Source organism: Amycolatopsis albispora (assembly GCF_003312875.1).
In the GTDB taxonomy this organism is placed as follows: Bacteria; Actinomycetota; Actinomycetes; order Mycobacteriales; family Pseudonocardiaceae; genus Amycolatopsis; species Amycolatopsis albispora.
The window spans coordinates 1690226-1710128 of sequence record NZ_CP015163.1; the positions used below are offsets into that span (position 1 = coordinate 1690226).

A 19903-nucleotide genomic window follows, 5' to 3' on the forward strand; every position below is an offset into this window, starting at 1 on the left:
AGCTGAGGAGTGAACCCCATGTCCGATGAGCGGAAGATCCGCGACTACCTGAAGCGGGCGATCGCCGACGCGCAGCAGGCCCGTCGCCGGGTGCGTGAACTGGAGGAGAAGCACCGCGAGCCGATCGCCATCGTCGGCATGGCCTGCCGCTTCCCCGGCGGGGTCCGGTCGCCGGACGACCTGTGGCGGCTGCTCGCGGCCGAGGGCGACGCGGTGTCCGGCTTCCCCGGCGACCGCGGCTGGGACGTCGCCGGGCTCTACGACCCCGACCCGGACCGCTCGGGCACCACCTACGTTCGCGAGGGCGGTTTTGTCCACGACGTGGCCGGGTTCGACGCCGCGTTCTTCGGCATCTCACCGCGGGAGGCGCTGGCGATGGACCCGCAGCAGCGGCTGCTGCTGGAGTCGTCGTGGCATGCCTTCGAGGACGCCGGGATCGACCCGGCCACCCTCCGCGGCGGCCGCACCGGGGTGTTCGTCGGCAACGGGGGAGAGGACTACACCTCGACGCTGACCGGACCGCCGGAAGGCGCCGAGGGCTATCTCCTGACCGGCGCGGCGACCAGCGTCGTTTCGGGCCGGATCGCCTACCTGTTCGGCTTCGAGGGTCCGGCGGTGACGGTGGACACCGCGTGCTCGTCTTCGCTGGTGGCCCTGCACCTGGCCGCCCAGTCCCTGCGGCAGGACGAGTGCTCGCTGGCGCTGGCGGGCGGCGTGACGGTGATGTCCTCGCCATCGACCTTCGTGGAGTTCAGCAGGCAGCGGGGGCTGGCGCCGGACGGGCGGTGCAAGCCGTTCGCCGCGGCCGCCGACGGCACCGGCTGGGGTGAGGGCGTTGCCGTGCTGCTGCTGGAAAAGCTCTCCGACGCCCAGCGGAACAACCACCGGGTGCTCGGCGTCGTGCGGGGCAGCGCGGTCAACTCCGACGGCGCGAGCAACGGGCTGACCGCCCCGAACGGCCCCTCCCAGGAGCGGGTCATCCGGGCGGCGCTGGCCAGCGCGCAGCTGTCCACTGTGGACGTCGATGCGGTGGAGGCACACGGCACCGGCACCAAGCTCGGTGACCCGATCGAAGCCGAAGCGCTGCTGGCCACCTACGGCCGCAACCGCGTCCCGGAGCGGCCGCTGTGGCTCGGCTCGGTGAAGTCGAACCTCGGGCACACGCAGGCCGCGGCCGGGGTGGCCGGAGTGATCAAGATGGTGCTCGCGATGCGGCACGGCCTGCTGCCGCGCACGCTGCACGTCGACGCGCCCACCCCGGAGGTGGACTGGTCGGCCGGCGCGGTGTCGCTGCTCACCGAGGCCACCGCCTGGCCGGAGACCGGCAGGCCGCGGCGAGCCGGCGTGTCCTCGTTCGGGATCAGCGGCACCAATGCCCACGTCATTCTCGAACAGGGCGTTCCGGAGGCCGTCGAGGACGAGCCCGAGCGCCCGCTGTCGTCCGTGCCGTGGCTGCTCTCGGCCAAGTCGGAGACCGCGCTGCGTGCGCAGGCCGCCGAACTCCGGACCTGGTTCGAGGGCGGCACCCCGCACCCGGCCGACGTCGGCTTCTCCCTGGCGACCACCCGCTCGGCGTTCACGCATCGGGCGGCCGTGGTCGCCACCGAGCCCGAGGACTTCCTGCACGACCTCGGCGCGCTCGCGAACGGCGGAACGGGACCCGGACTGCTCCGGGGCACGGCTCACGCCGGGAAGCTCGCTGTCCTGTTTTCCGGGCAGGGGAGCCAGCGCGTGGGCATGGGGCGGCAGCTGGCCGCCGGGCTGCCGGTGTTCGCCGATGCGCTCGAGGACGTGCTCCGGCGCCTCGAACCACACGTGGACCGGCCGCTGCGTGACGTGATCTTCGGTGAAACCGAGCGGGGCCTGCTCGACCGGACCGGCTACGCGCAGCCCGCGTTGTTCGCCCTCGAGGTCGCGTTGTTCGAGCAGTTCCGGGCCTGGGGTGTGCGACCCGACTTCGTGGCCGGGCATTCGCTCGGCGAGGTGACCGCGGCCTACGTCGCCGGGGTGTTCTCGCTGGACGACGCCTGCGCGCTGGTCGCCGCACGCGGGCGGCTGATGCAGAACCTCCCGGCGGGCGGAGCGATGCTCGCGGTGCAGGCAGCCGAGGAGGACGTGCGCGCTTCACTGGCGGGGCACGAGGACCTGGTCGACCTCGCGGCGGTCAACGGACCGTCGTCCGTGGTCGTCTCGGGTGATGCCGGGGTGCTGGGTGAACTCGAACGGCAGTACCGCGAGGCCGGGCGGAAGGTGCGCAGGCTCCGGGTGAGCCACGCGTTCCATTCGCCGCTGATGGACCCGATGCTCGGCGAGTTCCGCGAAGTGCTGCGGAAGATCTCGTTCGCGGCGCCCGCGATCCCGCTGGTGTCCAACCTGACCGGCGAACCGGTGGACGCCACCACACCCGGGTATTGGGTGGACCACGTGCGCCGCCCGGTCCGGTTCGGCGCCGGGGTGCGGTGGCTGACCGGCCGTGACGTGCACACGTTCCTGGAGCTGGGACCGGACGGCACGCTCGCCGCGATGGTCCAGGAGAACGCACCCGGGGCCACCGCGGTGGCCGCCCTCCGGCCGGACCGGGACGAGCGGGAATCCCTCCTGCGTGCGCTGGCTCAGGTGCACCTGCACGGCACCGCGGTGGACTGGACCGCGGTGTTCGCCCCGGAGCACCCGCGGCGGGTCGAGCTGCCCGGGTATCCGTTCGAGCACACCAGGTTCTGGCTGCCGTCCGCGCGCTCACCGGAGGAACGCGAGGCCGAAGGCACCGTTGTGCTCGCCGGTGGCGCGGGCCTGGTGCGCACCGGGCGCTCGTCCGGCACGCCGTTCGAATACGTGCTTCCCGCGCTCGCGGCCGAGGCTGGGGAGGCGGTCGGCTGCGCGGTCGTGACGGAGCTGGCCGTGCAGGCGCCGGTGCCGGATGACGAGGTCGAATTCCAGCTCACCGCCGGGGCCGCCGACCAGGCAGGCCGGCGGGCACTCGTGGTGCACGTCCGGTCCGGTTCGGACGAATGGAGCCGGTACGCCGACGGCGTTCTCGGACCGGCGGACGTTCCCGGGCCTCGGCGGGGCGGCGACGATGTGGTGACCGAGATCCCGGGTACCGCCGCGGGAGTGGATCCGGCACTGCTCGAAACCGTGTTGCCCGCGGTTCCGGTGTCCTGGCGCGGGTTGCGGCTCCACCAGCCCGGCGCGGTGGTGGCTCGCGCGCGGCTGGGGCAGGTCGGCGACGGCTTCTCGTTGGTGCTGACCGATTCTTCCGGCGCGCCAGTGGCCACAGTGGACTCGGTGTCGGTGCGGGAGCACCAGTCCGGTGACCTCCGCGATCTGTACAAAGTGGACCTGGTCCCGGCACCGGTGGCGACCGGTGCCACACCGGCGAACTGGCTGGAACTCGGCGACGACGACCTGAGCGCCATCGAAACCGCGCCGGACGTGGTGGTCTGGTCACCGGCCGGTGACGGGCCGGCGGAGGCAGCACAGCAGACCCTGGACCTCGTTCGTGCCTGGCTTTCCGACGAGCGCTGGGCTCCCGCGCGGCTGGTCGTGGCGACCACGGGTTCCGCACTGGCCGCCGCGACCGTCGGCGGCCTGGTCCGCTCGGCGCAGGCCGAGCACCCCGGCCGGTTCGTGCTCGCCGACCTGGACGGCAAGCCCGCATCCCGGCGTGCCTTGCGTGCGGCGGTGACCCTGGACGAACCACACCTGGTGATCCGCGACGGCCAGGTCCGGGTGCCCCGGCTCGTCCGCGTGCGCGCGGCGGAACCCGCACCGCCGTCGTGGGACACCCGGGGCACGGTGCTCGTCACCGGTGGCACCGGCGGTCTCGGCGCGCTGGTCGCCCGGCACCTGGTGACCGAGCACGGCGTGCGGCGGCTCCTCCTGCTCAGCCGCGCCGGTGAACGGGCCGAAGGCGCGAAAGCCCTGGTCGGCGAACTCGGCGCGCTCGGCGCGGACGTGCGGGTGGCGGCGTGCGACGTGGCCGACCGGGACGCGCTCGCCGCGACCCTCGGCGCGATACCCGCCGAATTCCCGCTCACCGCGGTGGTGCACACCGCCGGCGTCATCGACGACGGCCTGGTCGAATCCCTGGACGCCGACTCCCTCGCGCGCGTGCTCCGGCCCAAGGTCGAAGGCGGCTGGAACCTCCACGAGCTGACCAAGGACCGGCCGCTGTCGGCGTTTGTGTTGTTCTCCTCCGCGGCCGGGGTGTTCGGCGGACCGGGGCAGGCCAACTACGCGGCGGCGAACGGCTTTCTCGACGCGCTCGCCCGCCACCGCACCGAACTGGGCCTGCCCGCGGTGTCGCTGGCCTGGGGCCTGTGGGCCGAGCGCACCGGGCTGACCGGCCACCTCGGCGGCACCGACCTGCGGCGGATCGACCGCGGTGGCGGGGGTGCGTTGTCCACCCGGCGCGGCTTGGCGCTGTTCGACCTCGGAACCTCGCTCGGCGAACCGGCGCTGGTGGCGGCGCGGCTGGCACTCGGCGGACAGGCAGGGCTGTCGCCGCTGCTCCGGGACCTGGTCCCGGCGCCGGACCGCCCGGCCGCGGCCGCCGCTCCCACCACAGGCCCGATCGCCGGGCTGGCGGAACTGCCCGCGGCGGAACGTGATCGGGTGCTGCTCGAACTCGTGCGCGAGCAGGCCGCGGCCGTGCTGGGCCACGGGTCTGCCGACGCCGTCGGGCCCGATCGGTCCTTCCGCGAACTCGGCTTCGACTCGCTGACCGCGGTCGAACTGCGCAACGGGCTCGCCACGGCCACCGGGTTGTCGCTGCCCGCGACGCTGGCCTTCGACTACCCGAGCCCGGCTGAACTCGCCGCGCGCCTGCGCGCGCTGCTGGTCGGTGAAACCGCCGCCGAACAGCTCACGCCCGTGGTGGCCGACGCCGGTGAGCCGATCGCCATCGTCGGCATGAGCTGCCGGTTCCCGGGCGGGGTCGCGAATCCCGAGGACCTGTGGCGCCTGCTCGCCGAGGGCCGGGACGCGATGGCGGAGTTCCCGGCCGACCGCGGCTGGGACGTGACCGAGCTGTTCGACCCCGATCCGGAACGGCCGGGGAAGAGCTACGTCCGGGAGGGTGCCTTCCTCGACGACGCCGCCGGGTTCGACGCGGAGTTCTTCGGAATCTCACCGCGGGAGGCGCTGGCAATGGACCCGCAGCAGCGCCTGCTGCTGGAAACCTCCTGGGAGGCGGTGGAATCCGCCGGGATCGATCCGGCGAGCCTGCGTGGCAGCGCCACCGGGGTGTTCGCCGGAACCAACGGCGAGGACTACACCTCGACGCTGATGAACTCCGCCGAGGAGGTCGACGGATACCTGCTGACCGGGAACGCGGCGAGCGTGCTGTCCGGCCGGGTCGCCTACACCTTCGGCCTGGTCGGTCCCGCGCTGACGGTGGACACGGCTTGCTCGTCGTCGCTGGTGGCGCTGCACCTGGCCGCGCAGGCGCTGCGGCAGGGCGAATGCTCACTGGCGCTGGCGGGGGGCGTGACGGTGATGACCACACCCGCCGGGTTCGTCGAGTTCAGCCGCCAGCGCGGGCTCGCCGCCGACGGCCGGTGCAAGCCCTTCGCGAACGCGGCCGACGGCACCGGCTGGGGCGAAGGCGCCGGTGTCCTGGTGCTGGAGCGGTTGTCGGATGCGCGGCGGAACGGTCATCCGGTGCTGGCGGTGGTGCGGGGTTCCGCGGTGAATTCGGATGGTGCTTCGAACGGGTTGACGGCACCGAATGGTCCTTCGCAGGAGCGGGTGATCCGGGCGGCGCTGGCGAATGCTGGTTTGTCCACTGTGGACGTGGATGCGGTGGAGGCACACGGCACGGGCACCACGTTGGGCGATCCGATCGAGGCGCAGGCCTTGCTGGCGACCTACGGCCAGGACCGCGAACGCCCGCTGGCGCTCGGCTCGATCAAGTCCAACCTCGGGCACACCCAGGCCGCCGCCGGGGTGGCCGGAATGATCAAGATGGTGCTGGCCCTGCGGCACGGCACGCTTCCGCGCACGCTGCACGTGGACGAGCCGACGGCGAAGGTCGATTGGGCCAGTGGCGCGGTGTCGCTGCTGACCGAACCCCAGACCTGGCCCGCCGGGGAGCGGCCACGCCGGGCCGGTGTGTCGTCGTTCGGGGTCAGCGGCACCAATGCCCACGTGATCGTCGAAGAGGCGCCCGCGCCCGAAGCTGCTCCGGAGCCCGCCGGTGACGTGCCGATCGCGGCGTGGCCGGTGGCGGCCAGGAGCGCGGAGGCCCTGCGCGCGCAGGCCGGGCGGCTGTCGGAGTACCTGGATGCGCGTCCCGGCTTGCCGAGCGGGGACGTCGGCTTCTCGCTGGCCACGTCCAGGACCCAGTTCGACCACCGGGCCGTGCTGGTCGGTGACGGCGAACGCCTGCGTGCCGGGCTGCGCGCGCTCGCCGAAGCCGGAACCGCGCCGGGACTGGTCGAAGGCGTGGTGCCCGGCGAGGCGGACGTGGCGTTTGTCTTTCCCGGACAGGGCTCCCAGTGGACGGGCATGGCCGTGGACCTGCTCGGCGCCGCGCCGGTTTTCGCCGAGGCGATGGCCGAATGCGCCACGGCCCTGTCCGCGCACGTGGACTGGGACCTGCTCGACGTCATCCGTGACGACGCGGCCCTGACCAGGGTGGATGTCGTGCAGCCCGCCTTGTTCGCGGTGATGGTCTCGCTGGCGCGGCTGTGGGAGTCGGCGGGCGTGCGCCCGTCGGCGGTGCTCGGCCATTCGCAGGGCGAGATCGCGGCCGCCTGCGTCGCGGGCGCGCTGTCCTTGGAGGACGCGGCCGCGGTGGTCGCGCTGCGCAGCAAGGCGCTGGCCGCGTTGTCCGGGCGGGGCGGCATGGTGTCGGTTTCGCTCGGTGAGGACGGCATCCGGCCCTATCTCGAGCCCTGGGGCGACCGGCTCGCCCTGGCCGCGATCAACGGGCCGGGCGCGGTGGTTGTCGCGGGTGATCCCGAGGCGCTGGACGGGCTCCAGGACGCCTGCGCCGCCGACGAGGTGCGCACCAAACGGATCCCGGTGGACTACGCGTCGCATTCCGCGCAGGTGAGCGCGGTGGAAGCGGAACTGGACCGGGTGCTGGCCGACCTCACCCCGCGGCCGGTGCGCGTGCCCTGGTATTCCACAGTGGACGAACAATGGCTGCACGGTGCCGAGGCCGATGCCGCCTACTGGTACCGCAACCTGCGGCAGACCGTCCGGTTCGGACCGGCCGTGGAGGCGCTGCTGGCCTCGCGGAACACCTTCGTCGAGGTCAGCCCGCACCCGGTGCTCACGGTCGCCGTGCAGGACACCGTCGAGCGTGCCGGTGCGGCGGCCGTGGCGCTGGGCACCCTTCGCCGGGACGAGGGCGGCTACGAGCGCTTCCTCACCTCGCTCGCCGAGGCACACGTGCACGGCGTTCCGGTGCGGTGGGCCGACCTGTTCGACGGCGCGCGGCGGGTTGACCTGCCCACCTACGCCTTCCAGCACCAGCGGTTCTGGGCCGACACCCCGGCGAACGCCAGCGGGGACGTGTCCTCGGCGGGGCTGGACGCGGTGGGCCACCCGTTGCTCGGCGCGGCCGTCCGGGTCGCGGACGGCGACGGTCTGCTGCTGACCGGGCGGCTGTCCCAGCGGACGCACCCGTGGCTGGCCGACCACGCGGTACTGGGCACGGCCCTGCTGCCAGGCACCGCGTTCCTGGAACTCGCGGTCCGCGCCGGGGACGAAGTCGGCTGCGGGCTGGTCGAGGAACTCACCCTGCACACCCCGTTGCCGATCGCGGACGACGCGGCTGTCCAGATCCAGGTGTCGGTGGGCGGCCCGGACGAATCGGGCCGCCGCGAGATCACCGTGCACTCCCGGCCGGAAACCGGCGACGCGGCCTGGACCACGCACGCGGGAGGAACACTGGCCCCCGCCGACGCCGATGCCGAGGCGGCGGAACTCACGGCGTGGCCACCGGACGGTGCCGTGCCGGTGCCGGTTTCCGGGCTGCACGGCGAACTTGCCGAAACCGGGCTCGACTACGGACCGGCTTTCCGCGGCCTCCAGCGGGTGTGGCGCCGGGGCGAGGTGATGTTCGCCGAGGTCGAGCTGCCCGAGGCGCAGCGGTCCGACGCGGGCCGGTTCGGGCTGCACCCGGCGTTGCTGGACGCCGCCCTGCACCCGGTCGCGCTGGCGGGCTGGCAGGGTGACGGATTCGAAGGCTTGCCGTTCTCGTGGAGCGGCTTCCGGTTGCACGCCGCGGGTGCGCCCGTGCTGCGGGTGCGCCTGTCCCCGGTGGACAGTGGCGGGGTCGCGGTGGTGGTCGCCGACCAGCGTGGTGCGCTCGTGGCCACCGCGGAATCACTCGTGCTGCGGCCGGTTGCCCCAGGACAATGGGACGCGCGGGCCACGAAGCCGTTGTATCGACTGGACTGGCGCCCGGTGCAACCGCCGACCGAGCTGCCCGGCGAGAAGCCGGTGGTCTACGAGGTTCCCGACGCCGGTCCCGAGCCGATCGCGGGCGTCCGGCGCGTCACCGGCGCGGTGCTGAACCGCGTGCAGGAGTGGCTGGCGGACGGCGAAGGCAAGCTGCTCGTGGTGACCCGTGGCGCGGTGGCGCTCGACGGGGAGGCACCGGATCCGGCGGCCGCGGCCGTCTGGGGACTGGTGCGGTCGGCGCAGTCGGAGAACCCGGACCGCTTCGTGGTCGCCGACGTGCTCGGCGGCCCCGATGAGGACCTCCACGACCTGTTGAGCCGGATGACCGCCGTGGACGAGCCGCAGTTCGCCGTCCGTGACGGCCAGGTGCGGGTCCCACGGCTGACGCGTGCCGAATCCAGCAGCGCGCTGGTGCCGCCGGCCGACACAAAAACCTGGCGCGTCGAGATCGGCGAACAGGGCACGCTCGACGAACTGCACCTCGCCGAGAGCCCCGAAGCCACCGCGCCACTGGCCGACGGGCAGGTGCGGATCGCGGTCCGGGCGGCCGGGCTCAACTTCCGCGACGTGCTGATCGCCCTGGGCATGTACCCGGACAAGGCGATGGTCGGCGCGGAAGGCGCCGGGGTGGTGCTCGAGGTCGGTCCCGGCGTAACGGCACTGTCGCCCGGCGACCGGGTGATGGGGCTGCTGACCGGGGCGTTCGGCCCGGTGGCGGTGGCCGATCACCGGATGCTGGTGCCGATCCCGGACGGCTGGTCCGACACCACCGCCGCGTCGGTGCCGGTGGTGTTCCTGACCGCCTACTACGCACTGGTCGATCTCGCCGGCCTGCGGGCCGGGGAGAAGGTGCTGATCCACGCCGCCGCGGGCGGGGTCGGCATGGCCGCGGTGCAGCTGGCCAGGTACCTGGGCGCCGAGGTCTTCGGCACCGCGGGCCCGGCGAAGCACGGCACGCTGCGCGAACTCGGCCTCGGTGACGAGGCGATCGCGTCCTCGCGTTCACTCGAATTCGAGGGCTCGATCCGGGACGCCACCCACGGCACCGGGGTGGACGTGGTGCTGAACTCGCTCGCCGGGGAGTTCATCGACGCCTCCCTGCGGTTGCTTCCGCGTGGTGGCCGGTTTGTCGAAATGGGCAAAACCGATCTGCGTGACCCCGGTGAGGTGGCCGCCGCCCATCCAGGCGTCGGTTATCAGGCCTTCGAACTGGGCGACGCGGGCGGCGACCGCATCCAGCGGATGCTGGTGGACCTCGTCGCGTTGTTCGAGCAGGGCGTGCTCAGCCCGCTGCCGGTGCGCACCTGGGACGTGCGCCGGGCCGTCGACGCGTTCCGGTTCGTCAGCCAGGCCCGCCACATCGGCAAGATCGTGCTGACCGTGCCCGCCGACCCCGGCACGGTGCTGGTCACCGGCGGAACCGGCGGGCTGGGCGCGCACCTGGCGCGGCACCTGGTGACCACCCACGGAGTGCGGCAGCTGGTGCTGGCCAGCCGGTCGGGTCCCGATGCCGGGGGCGCCGATGAGCTGGTCGCCGAACTGGCCGAGCTGGGCGCGCAGGCGCGCGTGGTGGCCTGCGACGTGGGCGACCGCGACGCGCTGGCCGGAGTGCTGGCCTCGATCCCGCCGGAACACCCGCTGACCGGCGTGGTGCACAGCGCGGGCGCGCTCGACGACGGCGTGGTCGGCGCGATGGACGAGCGGCGTTTCGACACCGTGCTCCGGCCCAAGGCCGACGGTGCCTGGCACCTGCACGAGCTGACCGAGAGCCTGCCGCTGTCGATGTTCGTGGTGTTCTCCTCGGCTTCCGGCCTGCTCGGCGGTCAGGGGCAGGCGAACTACGCGGCGGCGAACGCCTTCCTGGACGCACTCGCCGCGCGGCGCCGTCGTGCCGGACTGCCCGGGCTGTCGCTGGCCTGGGGCCGCTGGGCCGAACGCACCGGGCTGACCGCGAACCTGGTGGACACCGACGCGCACCGCATGGCCAGCGCCGGCACCGCCGAGTTGTCCACTTCGGACGGACTGGCCCTGTTCGACGCCGCGCTGGCACGGGACGAACCGCTGCTCGTGCCGATCCCGCTGGACCTCACCGGCGCGGCGGGCCGCGTGCCCGCCTTGCTGCGGGAACTCGCGGGCGCACCGGCACGGCGGGTGGTCGAGGCGGTGGACACCGGCGGGCCGGGGGGAGTGGCGCTGGCGGAACGGCTGGCGGGGCTGCCACCGTCCGAACAGGACCGGCTGGTGCTGGACCTGGTCCGGGCGCAGGCCGCCACCGTGCTCGGGCACGCCACCACCGAAGCGGTGGGCGCGCACCGGCCGTTCAAGGAACTGGGCTTCGACTCGCTGACCGCGGTGGAGCTGCGCAACCGGCTCACCGCCGCCACCGGCCTGCGCCTGCCCGCCACGGTGGTCTTCGACCAGCCGAAACCGGCGGTGCTGGCCGCGCACCTGCGCGAACAGCTCGTGGGCGCCGGACCGTCCCCCGTGGACAACCTGTTCGGCGAGCTGGACCGGCTGGAGGAACTGCTGGCTTCGGTTTCGGCGACGGAGGCGGAACGCGGTCAGCTGGCCGTCCGGTTGCAGTCGCTGGCCGTCGGCTGGAGCGGGCCGAACGGCGCCGAAGCGACGCGGTATCGCGACGGTTCCGACGACGACCTCTTCGACTTCATCGACAAGGACCTCGGGGTGAGCTGATGAGCACCGAAGAGAAGCTGCGCGGTTACCTCAGGCGGGTGGTCGCCGATCTGGAGCAGACCCGGCAGCGCCTGCTCGACGCCGAGTCACGCGACGCCGAACCGGTCGCCATCATCGGCATGGCCTGCCGGTTCCCGGGTGGCGTCAGCTCACCGGACGAGCTGTGGGACCTGGTCGCCACCGGCGGGGACGCGATCTCCCCGTTGCCGGAGGACCGCGGCTGGGACCTGGAATCGCTCTACGACCCGGATCCCGACCGTCCCGGCAAGAGCTACGCACGCGAAGGCGGTTTCCTCACCGGCGCGGGCGAGTTCGACCCGCAGTTCTTCGGCATCTCACCACGTGAGGCGCTGGCGATGGACCCGCAGCAGCGGCTGCTGCTGGAGGCGTCCTGGGAAGCCATCGAGCGGGCGGGTGTCTCGCCGGATTCCTTGCAGGGCACGCGGACGGGCGTGTTCGCCGGAGCCAGCGGGCAGGACTACGCGACCCTGCTGGCGGGCAATCCCGCCGGGCTCGACGGTTACGTCCTGACCGGCAACGCCTCCAGCGTGACCTCCGGGCGGATCGCCTACGTGCTCGGCCTGGAAGGCCCCGCGCTGACCGTGGACACCGCGTGCTCGTCGTCACTGGTGGCGCTGCATCTGGCCTGCCAGTCGCTGCGCGCGGGCGACAGCACGCTCGCGCTGGCCGGTGGGGTGACGGTGATGTCCATGCCGTCCACCTTCGTGGAGTTCTCCCGGCAGCGCGGGCTGGCCGCGGACGGCCGGTGCAAGGCGTTCTCGGCACGGGCGGACGGCATGGGCGCCGCGGAAGGCGTCGGTGTGCTGCTGGTGGAGCGGCTGGCGGACGCCCGCCGGAACGGGCATCCGGTGCTGGCCGTGGTGCGGGGTTCGGCGGCCAACTCCGACGGCGCCTCGAACGGCCTGACCGCGCCGAACGGGCCGTCGCAGGAGCGGGTGATCCGGCAGGCGCTGGCCAACGCCCGCCTCCCGGCCGCCGACATCGACGTGATCGAGGCACACGGCACGGGCACCAGGCTCGGCGACCCGATCGAGGCGCAGGCGCTGCTGGCCACCTACGGCCGCAACCGGCGGGCGGACCGGCCGGTGCTGCTCGGCTCGGTGAAGTCGAACATCGGCCACACGCAGGCGGCGGCGGGCGTGGCCGGGGTGATCAAGATGGTCCAGGCCATGCGGCACGGCCTGGTGCCCAAGACCCTGCACGCCGAGGAGCGGACCGCCGAGGTGGACTGGTCCTCCGGTGCGGTCGAGCCGGTGACCGAGGCGGTGCCGTGGCCGGAGGCCGGCCGGCCACGCCGGGCCGCGGTGTCCTCGTTCGGCATCAGCGGCACCAACGTGCACGTGATCCTGGAGCAGGCACCCGAACCGGAAGCGCCGGTGGAGCCGGGCGAGCCACCCGAGGTGATCCCGTGGGTGCTGTCCGGGCGCACCGAAACCGCGCTGCGGGCGCAGGCCGGACGGCTGCTGGCCGTCGTGGAGGACCGGCCGGACCTGGACGCGGCCGACCTCGGCTGGTCACTGCTGACCACCCGGTCGGTGCACGAGCACCGCGCGGTGGTGCTCGGCCGCAAGCAGGACGAACTGCTCGCGGGCCTGCGTGCGCTGGCGGGCGGCACCACCGCGCCCGGACTGGTCACCGGCCGGGCCGGCATCGGCACGGCACCGGTTTTTGTCTTCCCCGGCCAGGGTGCGCAATGGGCGGGCATGGCGGTGGAACTGAGGGATTCCGCACCCGTGTTCGCCGAGCACCTGCGTACCTGTGGCGAGGCGCTGGCGCCGCACACCGACTGGCGCCTGGCCGACGTGCTGGCCGATCCCGTCCTGCTGGAGCGGGTCGATGTGGTCCAGCCGGCGCTGTGGGCGGTGATGGTTTCGCTGGCCGGGCTGTGGCGCTCGTTCGGCGTCGAACCCTCCGCGGTGGCCGGGCATTCGCAGGGTGAGATCGCCGCGGCCTGCGTCTCCGGTGCGCTGTCCATTGAGGACGCCGCGCGGATCGTCGCGCTGCGCAGCCGCGCGCTGGCGGAAACGCTGGCGGGCCGCGGTGGCATGGTTTCCGTTGCGCTGACCGAGGAACAGGTGCGCGAGCGCATCCGGCCCTGGGACGGGCGGATCGGGCTCGCCGCGGTGAACGGGCCCGCGTCGGTGGTGGTGTCCGGTGAGCCTGGCGCACTGGACGAACTGCTGGCCGCCTGTGAAAGCAACGGTGTGCGCGCCAAGCGCATCCCGGTCGACTACGCCTCCCATTCGGCACAGGTCGAGGCCATTCGTGAGGAACTGCACCGCGTGCTCGACGGCATCCGGCCCGAGACGGCCCGAATCCCGTTCTGCTCGACGGTCACCGGCGGCTTTCTCGACACCGCGGAACTGGGCGCCGGATACTGGTACCGGAACCTGCGTGAACCGGTGCGGTTCGGTGAAGTGACCCGGCTGCTGCTCGACGAGGGCCACGACGCCTTTGTCGAGATGAGCCCGCATCCGGTGGTCGGCTTCGGCATCCAGGAATCACTGGACGCCACCGGAAGCGACGCGGCGGTGGTCGCGACCCTGCGCCGTGACGACGGCGGAATGGTCCGGTTCCTGACTTCGCTCGCCGAGGCGTACGTCCGCGGTGTCGAGGTGGACTGGCGGCCGCTGTTCAACGGTGCCCGCCGCGTGGACCTGCCCACCTACGCCTTCCAGCGCCGGAACTTCTGGCTCGACGGGAAACCCGCGACCACGGGCGACGCGACCGCCATCGGGCTGGAGGCGCCGGAACACCCCCTGCTCGGTGCGATGGTCGGCCTCGCCGACGACGGGGGCTACCTCGCCACCGGTCAGCTGTCGCCGCAGTCGCACCCGTGGCTGGGGGAGCACCAGGTGCTCGACACGGTGCTCGTGCCCGGCGCCGCGTTGCTGGACCTGGTGTTGCACGCGGGCGCGCAGGCCGGTTGCCCGCGGGTCGGCGAGCTGACCTTGCAGACGCCCTTGGTGCTGTCCGAACGCACCACGGTGCAGCTCGCCGTGAGCGCGCCGGAGGACGGAAGCCGCCGGGTCACCCTGCATTCCCGTGCCACGCCGGACCAGCCGTGGACGCTGCACGCCACGGGCACGGTCTCCGGGCAGGAAGCCGCCGGCGACCTGCCGCGGTGGTCCACCGAGGACGCGGAGCCGGTCGACCTCACCGGCTTCTACGACGCACTGCACGACCACGGGTACCAGTACGGCCCGCTTTTCCAGGGCCTGCGTGCCGCGTGGCGGCAGGGCGGCGAGGTGCTGGCCGAGCTCGAACTGCCCGAGGGCACACCGGTGGACGGGTTCGGTGTGCATCCCGCGCTGCTCGACGCCGCCCTGCAGAGCATGGTGCTGGCCACCGGTGACGGCGACGGTGAGCCGCGCCTGCCGTTCCTGTGGAGCGGCGTCTCCCTGCACGCCACCGGCGCGACGAAGGTGCGGGCATGGCTCCGGCCCACCGGCCCGGAGTCGGTCGCGCTGACCGTCACCGATCCCGCCGGTCAGCCGGTGCTCACGGCGGACGGCCTCACGCTGCGCCCGATGCCGCGTGCGCACCTGAGTACCGCCGAAGACCTCTACCGGGTCGAGTGGACGCCCGCGCCCGCGACGTCCGGGGCGTCGGTACCCGAGGTCGTGGTGCTGGAGCGACCTGACCGCGTCGACGCTTCCGCCGTGCGGTCGGCCGTCCACAATGTACTGGAACTGCTGCGGTCCCGGCTGCCTGGCGAGCGCAGGCTGGTCATCGTGACCAGGGGCGCGGTGGCCGTGCGTGCTGGTGAGGACGTCACCGACCTGGCTCACGCGGCCGCCTGGGGACTAGTGCGGTCGGCGCAGTCGGAGCACCCCGAGCGGTTCACCCTCGTTGACCTCGACTCGGCGGAAGTCCCGCCCGAAGTGCTCACCAGCCCGGAACCGCAGCTGGCCGTGCGCGACGGGAAGCTTTACGTGCCCACGCTTTCCCGGTTTTCGCCGTCGGGCGAACCGGTGCGGTGGGCCGGGCGCGTGCTGATCACCGGTGCCAGCGGCGTGCTCGGCGGACTGGTCGCCCGGCACCTGGCCGAAACCGCCGAGGTGGCGGACTTGCTGCTGCTCAGCCGCAGCGGGTCCATACCGGACGGCCTCGCCGCCGAGCTGAACGAACGGGGTGTGCCCGTCACGGTTGTCGCGTGCGACGTGGCCGACCGGGACGCACTCGCCGCGGTACTGGCGGACCAACCGGTGGACGCGGTGATCCACACCGCCGGGGTGCTCGACGACGGCGTGATCGGGCAGCTCGACGGCGAACGGCTGGACCGGGTCCTGCGGCCGAAGGTCGACGGCGCCTGGAACCTGCACGAGCTGACCCGGGACCGGGAGCTTTCGGCGTTTGTCCTGTTCTCCTCGGCGGCGGCGACCCTGGGCGCTCCTGGCCAGGGCAACTACGCCGCGGCCAACGCCTTTCTCGACGCGCTCGCCGGGCATCGCGCGGCGAACGGGCTGCCCGCCGCCTCGCTGGCGTGGGGAATGTGGGCGCAGCGCAGTGGCATGACCGGGCAGCTGGACGACGGGCAGCGCCTGCGCATGAACCGCGGCGGTGTGCTCCCGCTGGACACCGAGCACGCGCTGCGGTTGTTCGACACGGCCGGCGGTGCCGGACCGGCCTCCGTGCCGGTGCGGCTCGACCTGCCCGCACTCCGCGCGCTGGCCAGGAACGAAGCACTGCCACCACTGATGCGCGGACTGGTGCCCGTCACACCGCGAGCGGCGGCCGTTCCGTCACGCTTGTCCACAAAGGACATGCCAGCGCTGGTGCGCGACCAGGCCGCCGACGTCCTGGGCTACGGCCGGCTGGACGGGACCGAGGCGGACCGGACCTTCAAGGAGCTGGGCTTCGACTCGATGACCGCGGTCGAACTGCGCAACCGCCTGAGCAAGGCGACCGGGTTGCGGCTGCCCGCCACGCTGGTCTTCGACCACCCGACCCCGGACGCGCTGGCCGCGTACCTGACCACGGAAATGGAAAGTGGGGCAACAGAGCGGAACGAGCCGGGCGCGGGGCCGATCGCCTCCCTGTACACCGAGGCACTCAGGCTCGGCAAGCACGACGAGGCGTACGAAATGCTCCAGGTGGTTTCGCGGCTGCGTCCCTCGTTCGACGCCGCCGAGTTGCCGTCACCGCCGGAGCCGCACCGCTTCGCCGACGGGGACACCGCACCGCAGCTGCTGTGCTTCCCGTCGTTCACCTCGGTCGCCGGTCCGCACGAGTACGCCGCGTTCGCCGCGCACTTCCGTGACCAGCGCCGGGTCTCCGTGCTGCCCGAGCCGGGATTCGTGGGCACGCAGGCACTACCGGCGTCGATCGAGGCGCTGGTCGGCATGCAGGCCGAGGCCGTCCGGCGGTGCGCGGACGGTGAGCCGTTCGCGCTGGTCGGGCGGTCGGCCGCCGGACTGCTGGCCCACGCCGTGGCGTGGCGGCTCGAGCAGGACGGGCTGTTCCCGGCGGCGGTGGTGCTCATCGACACCTACGATCCCGCCGACCTCGCGCAGTCCCAGCTCGCCGGTGTCGCCGGGAACGCCGTGCTGGCCAGGGAAAGCGAGCACGACCTGCTCAACGACGTCCGGCTCGCGGCGATGGGCTGCTACCACCGCCTGTTCGCGCACTGGCGGCCGGAGCCGATCCGGACGCCGACCCTGCTGGTGCGCGCGAGCAGTCCCTTCTCGGCGGAGCTGGCCGAGACCGCCGGCGAGCGGGGCTGGCAGTCCTCCTGGGCGCTGCCACATTCCACAGTGGACGTACCCGGCGATCACTTCACCATGTTGGAGGCGCATTCCGATTCGACCGCGCGCACCGTGCACGACTGGCTGCGGGAGCCGTCCGCTGCCGGAAATCCCTGACTACCCAAGGAGTTCGAAGTGAAGGTCCTCGTCATCGGAGCCGGTGTCGGCGGCATGGCCGCCGCGCTCTCACTGCTCGCCGCCGGGCACGAAGTGGAGGTGTTCGAGCAGGGGGAGAAGCTGCGCGCGGCGGGCAACGGCGTCATCCTGTGGCCCAACGGCACCGGTATCCTCGCCGATCTCGGTGTCTCGCTCGACGACCTCGGCACCCGGATGGACTCGCTCCAGATCCGGGCCAAGGACGGCAAGCCGCTGTTCTGGTTCCAGGCGGGCAAGATCGCCGACAAGCTCGGCGCGCCCTGCATGCTCGTGCCGCGTGGTGATCTGGTGGCCAGGATGGCAGGCATGCTGCCCGAAGGCTGCCTCCGGCTGGGCAAGCGGTGCACCGGCCTCAAAACCGGGGGTACCTCCCCGGTGGTCGCCAGCTTCGACGACGGCACCGAGGCCGAAGGTGACGTGCTGCTCGGCGCGGACGGGCACCGGTCGATCGTGCGGCGTGAGCTGATGGGCGAGCGGCCCGCGTCCTACACCGGCTGGGCGACCTGGCACGGCATCACCCCGTCACCGGAGGGCCTGGTGCCGGACCACCGCGTGCAGACCTTCGTCGGCAACCGCGCGCTGTGCGCGCTGCACCCGGTCGGCAACGGGCTGGTGCACTGGGCCTTCGAGACGCCGTGGTCGGACGGTGAAGTCGCGCCGCCGCCGGTCGACGATCGCGCGCCCGAACCGGATGTGGTGCCGTCTCCGGTGGTTCGGCTGAAGGAGCGTTTCGGCGACTGGACCGGTCCGGTGCCCGAACTGCTCGCCACCATCACCGACGACGACATCAGCGTGTTCCCGCACATCATCCACGACGTCCCGGAGAACTGGGGCCGCGGTCCGGTGAGCCTGCTCGGCGACGCGGTGCACGTGGTGCCGCCGCGGGTGGCGATGGGCGTCAACCAGGCACTGGAGGACGCGTGGGTGCTGGGCCGGACGCTCACCGACAACGGGGACCACGAAGCCCAGCTGCGTGGTTACGAGAAGGTGCGCCAGCGCCGGGTGCGCAAGGTGCAGGCGCGGGCGCAGGGCGCCGAGCGCGAGAACCCGGTGCTGCCGATCTTCGTGCTGCTGGCCCGGAACGGCATTCCACTGACCTGGAAGATGAAGCTGGACATCAAGCAGGGCAGCAACTTCCTCAACGACGACGTCCCCGCGGCGCGCTGAATCCCCGGCCGGCGACGGAAAGGTGACCATCCGATGAGCAACCACGCGCAGCGCCGCGATGTCGAGCGCTATGACGAGTGGGCCAAGACCTACGAAGACAGCAAGATCCAGAAGGTGCGCAACGAGATCCACCACAACCTCCAGGACTGGATCGCGGGCGCGGGCACCAAGCCCGTCCGGATCCTGGACGTCGGCTGCGGCACCGGCATGCTGCTGCACGGCCTGGCTTCGCACTTCCCCGACGCCGAAGCCTTCGGCATCGACATCGCCCCGAGCATGATCGAGGAGGCGAAGGCCAAGGTCACCAGCGAGGTGCCGATGACCTTCGTCCAGGCACCAGCCGAGCAGCTGCCCTTCGACGACGGCCAGTTCGACCTGGTGGTCAGCACCATCTGCTTCCACCACTGGCGCAGCCGGGCCGAGGGGCTGGCGGAGGTGCGCCGCGTGCTGGCGCCCGGCGGGCGGTTCTACCTCGCCGACCACTTCGCGATCGGCTGGCTCCGCCCGTTCTTCGCGATCACCATGACCCGCAGCCGGGTGCACACGCCGCCGGAACTCGACCAGCTGATGGCGGGCGCCGGGCTCTCGATCGCCGAATGGAAGCTGCTCTACCGGCTGGGTGGCCGGTTGCCGCTGATCCACGGCGTGCTCGCGCAGGCGCGGGACTGACCTCCGTCCACCGGGACGGGACCACCAAGCACCACACTGATGGAGGAATGCACCATGGATGCCGCAGTGCTGCGCAACTTCGGCGAGGCTCCCCGCTTCGAGCAGTTCCCCGAGCCGACCCCCGGCGAAGGGGAGGTGCTGGTCGAGGTGGCGGCGGCCGCGCTGCCGCCGGTCGCCCGGCTCGCCGCGAGCAATCCGGACTACGGGCGCGGCATGACCCTGCCGAGCGTCTGCGGCATGGAGGGCGTGGGCAGGCTGGAGGACGGGACCAGGGTGGCGTTCTTCGCCCGGTCGCCGAACGGCTCGATGGCCCAGTACACGGTCTCGCGCAGCGCGATGTGCGTGCCGCTGCCCGACGGCGTCGACGACGTCACCGCCGCGGCGCTGTACAACCCCGGCCTGACCTCGTGGGCGGCCTACAACTGGACGGCGAAGTTCTCCGCGGGGGAGACCGCGCTGGTGCTCGGCGCCACCGGGTTCGCCGGGAAGCTGGCCGTGCAGATCGCGAAGATCCTCGGCGCGAAGCGGGTCATCGGCGCCGGCCGCAATCCCGAGGTGCTGGAGTCGCTGCACGACCTCGGTGTGGACGCGACCATCCAGATCGACCAGCCCGACGAGGACCTGGCCGCCGCGTTCGCGAAGGAAGCCGGTGAAGAGGGCTTCGACGTGATCATGGACTACCTGTGGGGGCACCCGGCGGAGGTGCTGCTGTCGTCACTGCCGCGGCACCTGTTCCCGACCGTGGAAACCCGCTACATCCAGCTTGGCAACAGCGCGGGCAGCAAGGTGAACCTGCACGCGGACTGGCTGCGCCGGACCGGGGTGACGCTGCGGCCGAACATTCCCGCGCCGCTGGAGCCGATGGCCGATCTCGGGGCCAGCTTCCACCGCGAACTCACCACGCGGGCGGCCAGCGGCGAACTCCGGATGGACATCGAGACGGTGCCGCTGGCCGAGATCGAGAAGGCCTGGGAACGCACCGACATGGGCGGCCGGCGGCTCGTGCTGATCCCGTAGGCCGCGTGCGGCGCCGG

At 72.7% G+C, this 19903-nt stretch carries 5 protein-coding genes; all 5 read left to right on the top strand.

The window, feature by feature from the left end; genetic code table 11:
- Positions 1-9: 9 nt before the first annotated feature.
- From A4R43_RS08020 to A4R43_RS08040, 5 genes are read left to right on the top strand one after another with little or no spacing between them, the layout of a single operon-like run.
- Positions 10-11109 (top strand): SDR family NAD(P)-dependent oxidoreductase, encoded by an 11100-nt coding sequence (locus tag A4R43_RS08020; RefSeq protein ID WP_418190811.1) that lies wholly within the window; start codon positions 10-12, stop codon positions 11107-11109.
- The gene (locus tag A4R43_RS08025; RefSeq protein ID WP_113691736.1) at positions 11106-16994 is read left to right on the top strand and encodes an SDR family NAD(P)-dependent oxidoreductase; all 5889 of its coding nucleotides are present in this window, start codon (positions 11106-11108) and stop codon (positions 16992-16994) included. Before A4R43_RS08020 ends, A4R43_RS08025 begins: the two co-directional genes overlap by 4 nt.
- Before the next feature lie 18 nt (positions 16995-17012).
- On the top strand, positions 17013-18200 hold the full coding sequence (locus A4R43_RS08030; protein ID WP_113691737.1) for an FAD-dependent oxidoreductase: 1188 nt from the start codon (positions 17013-17015) through the stop codon (positions 18198-18200).
- A gap of 33 nt (positions 18201-18233) precedes the next feature.
- Positions 18234-18869, top strand: a complete 636-nt coding sequence (locus A4R43_RS08035) for a class I SAM-dependent methyltransferase (RefSeq protein ID WP_113691738.1) — start codon at positions 18234-18236, stop codon at positions 18867-18869.
- 54 nt (positions 18870-18923) lie between these two features.
- On the top strand, positions 18924-19886 hold the full coding sequence (locus A4R43_RS08040) for a quinone oxidoreductase family protein (protein WP_113691739.1): 963 nt from the start codon (positions 18924-18926) through the stop codon (positions 19884-19886).
- The last annotated feature ends 17 nt before the right edge of the window (positions 19887-19903 follow it).

Bases quoted from the DNA above. Each gene is read 5' to 3' on its own strand.
- A4R43_RS08035 (WP_113691738.1), top strand. From the start codon at position 18,234: ATGAGCAACCACGCGCAGCGCCGCGATGTCGAGCGCTATGACGAGTGG.
- A4R43_RS08040 (WP_113691739.1), top strand. From the start codon at position 18,924: ATGGATGCCGCAGTGCTGCGCAACTTCGGCGAGGCTCCCCGCTTCGAG.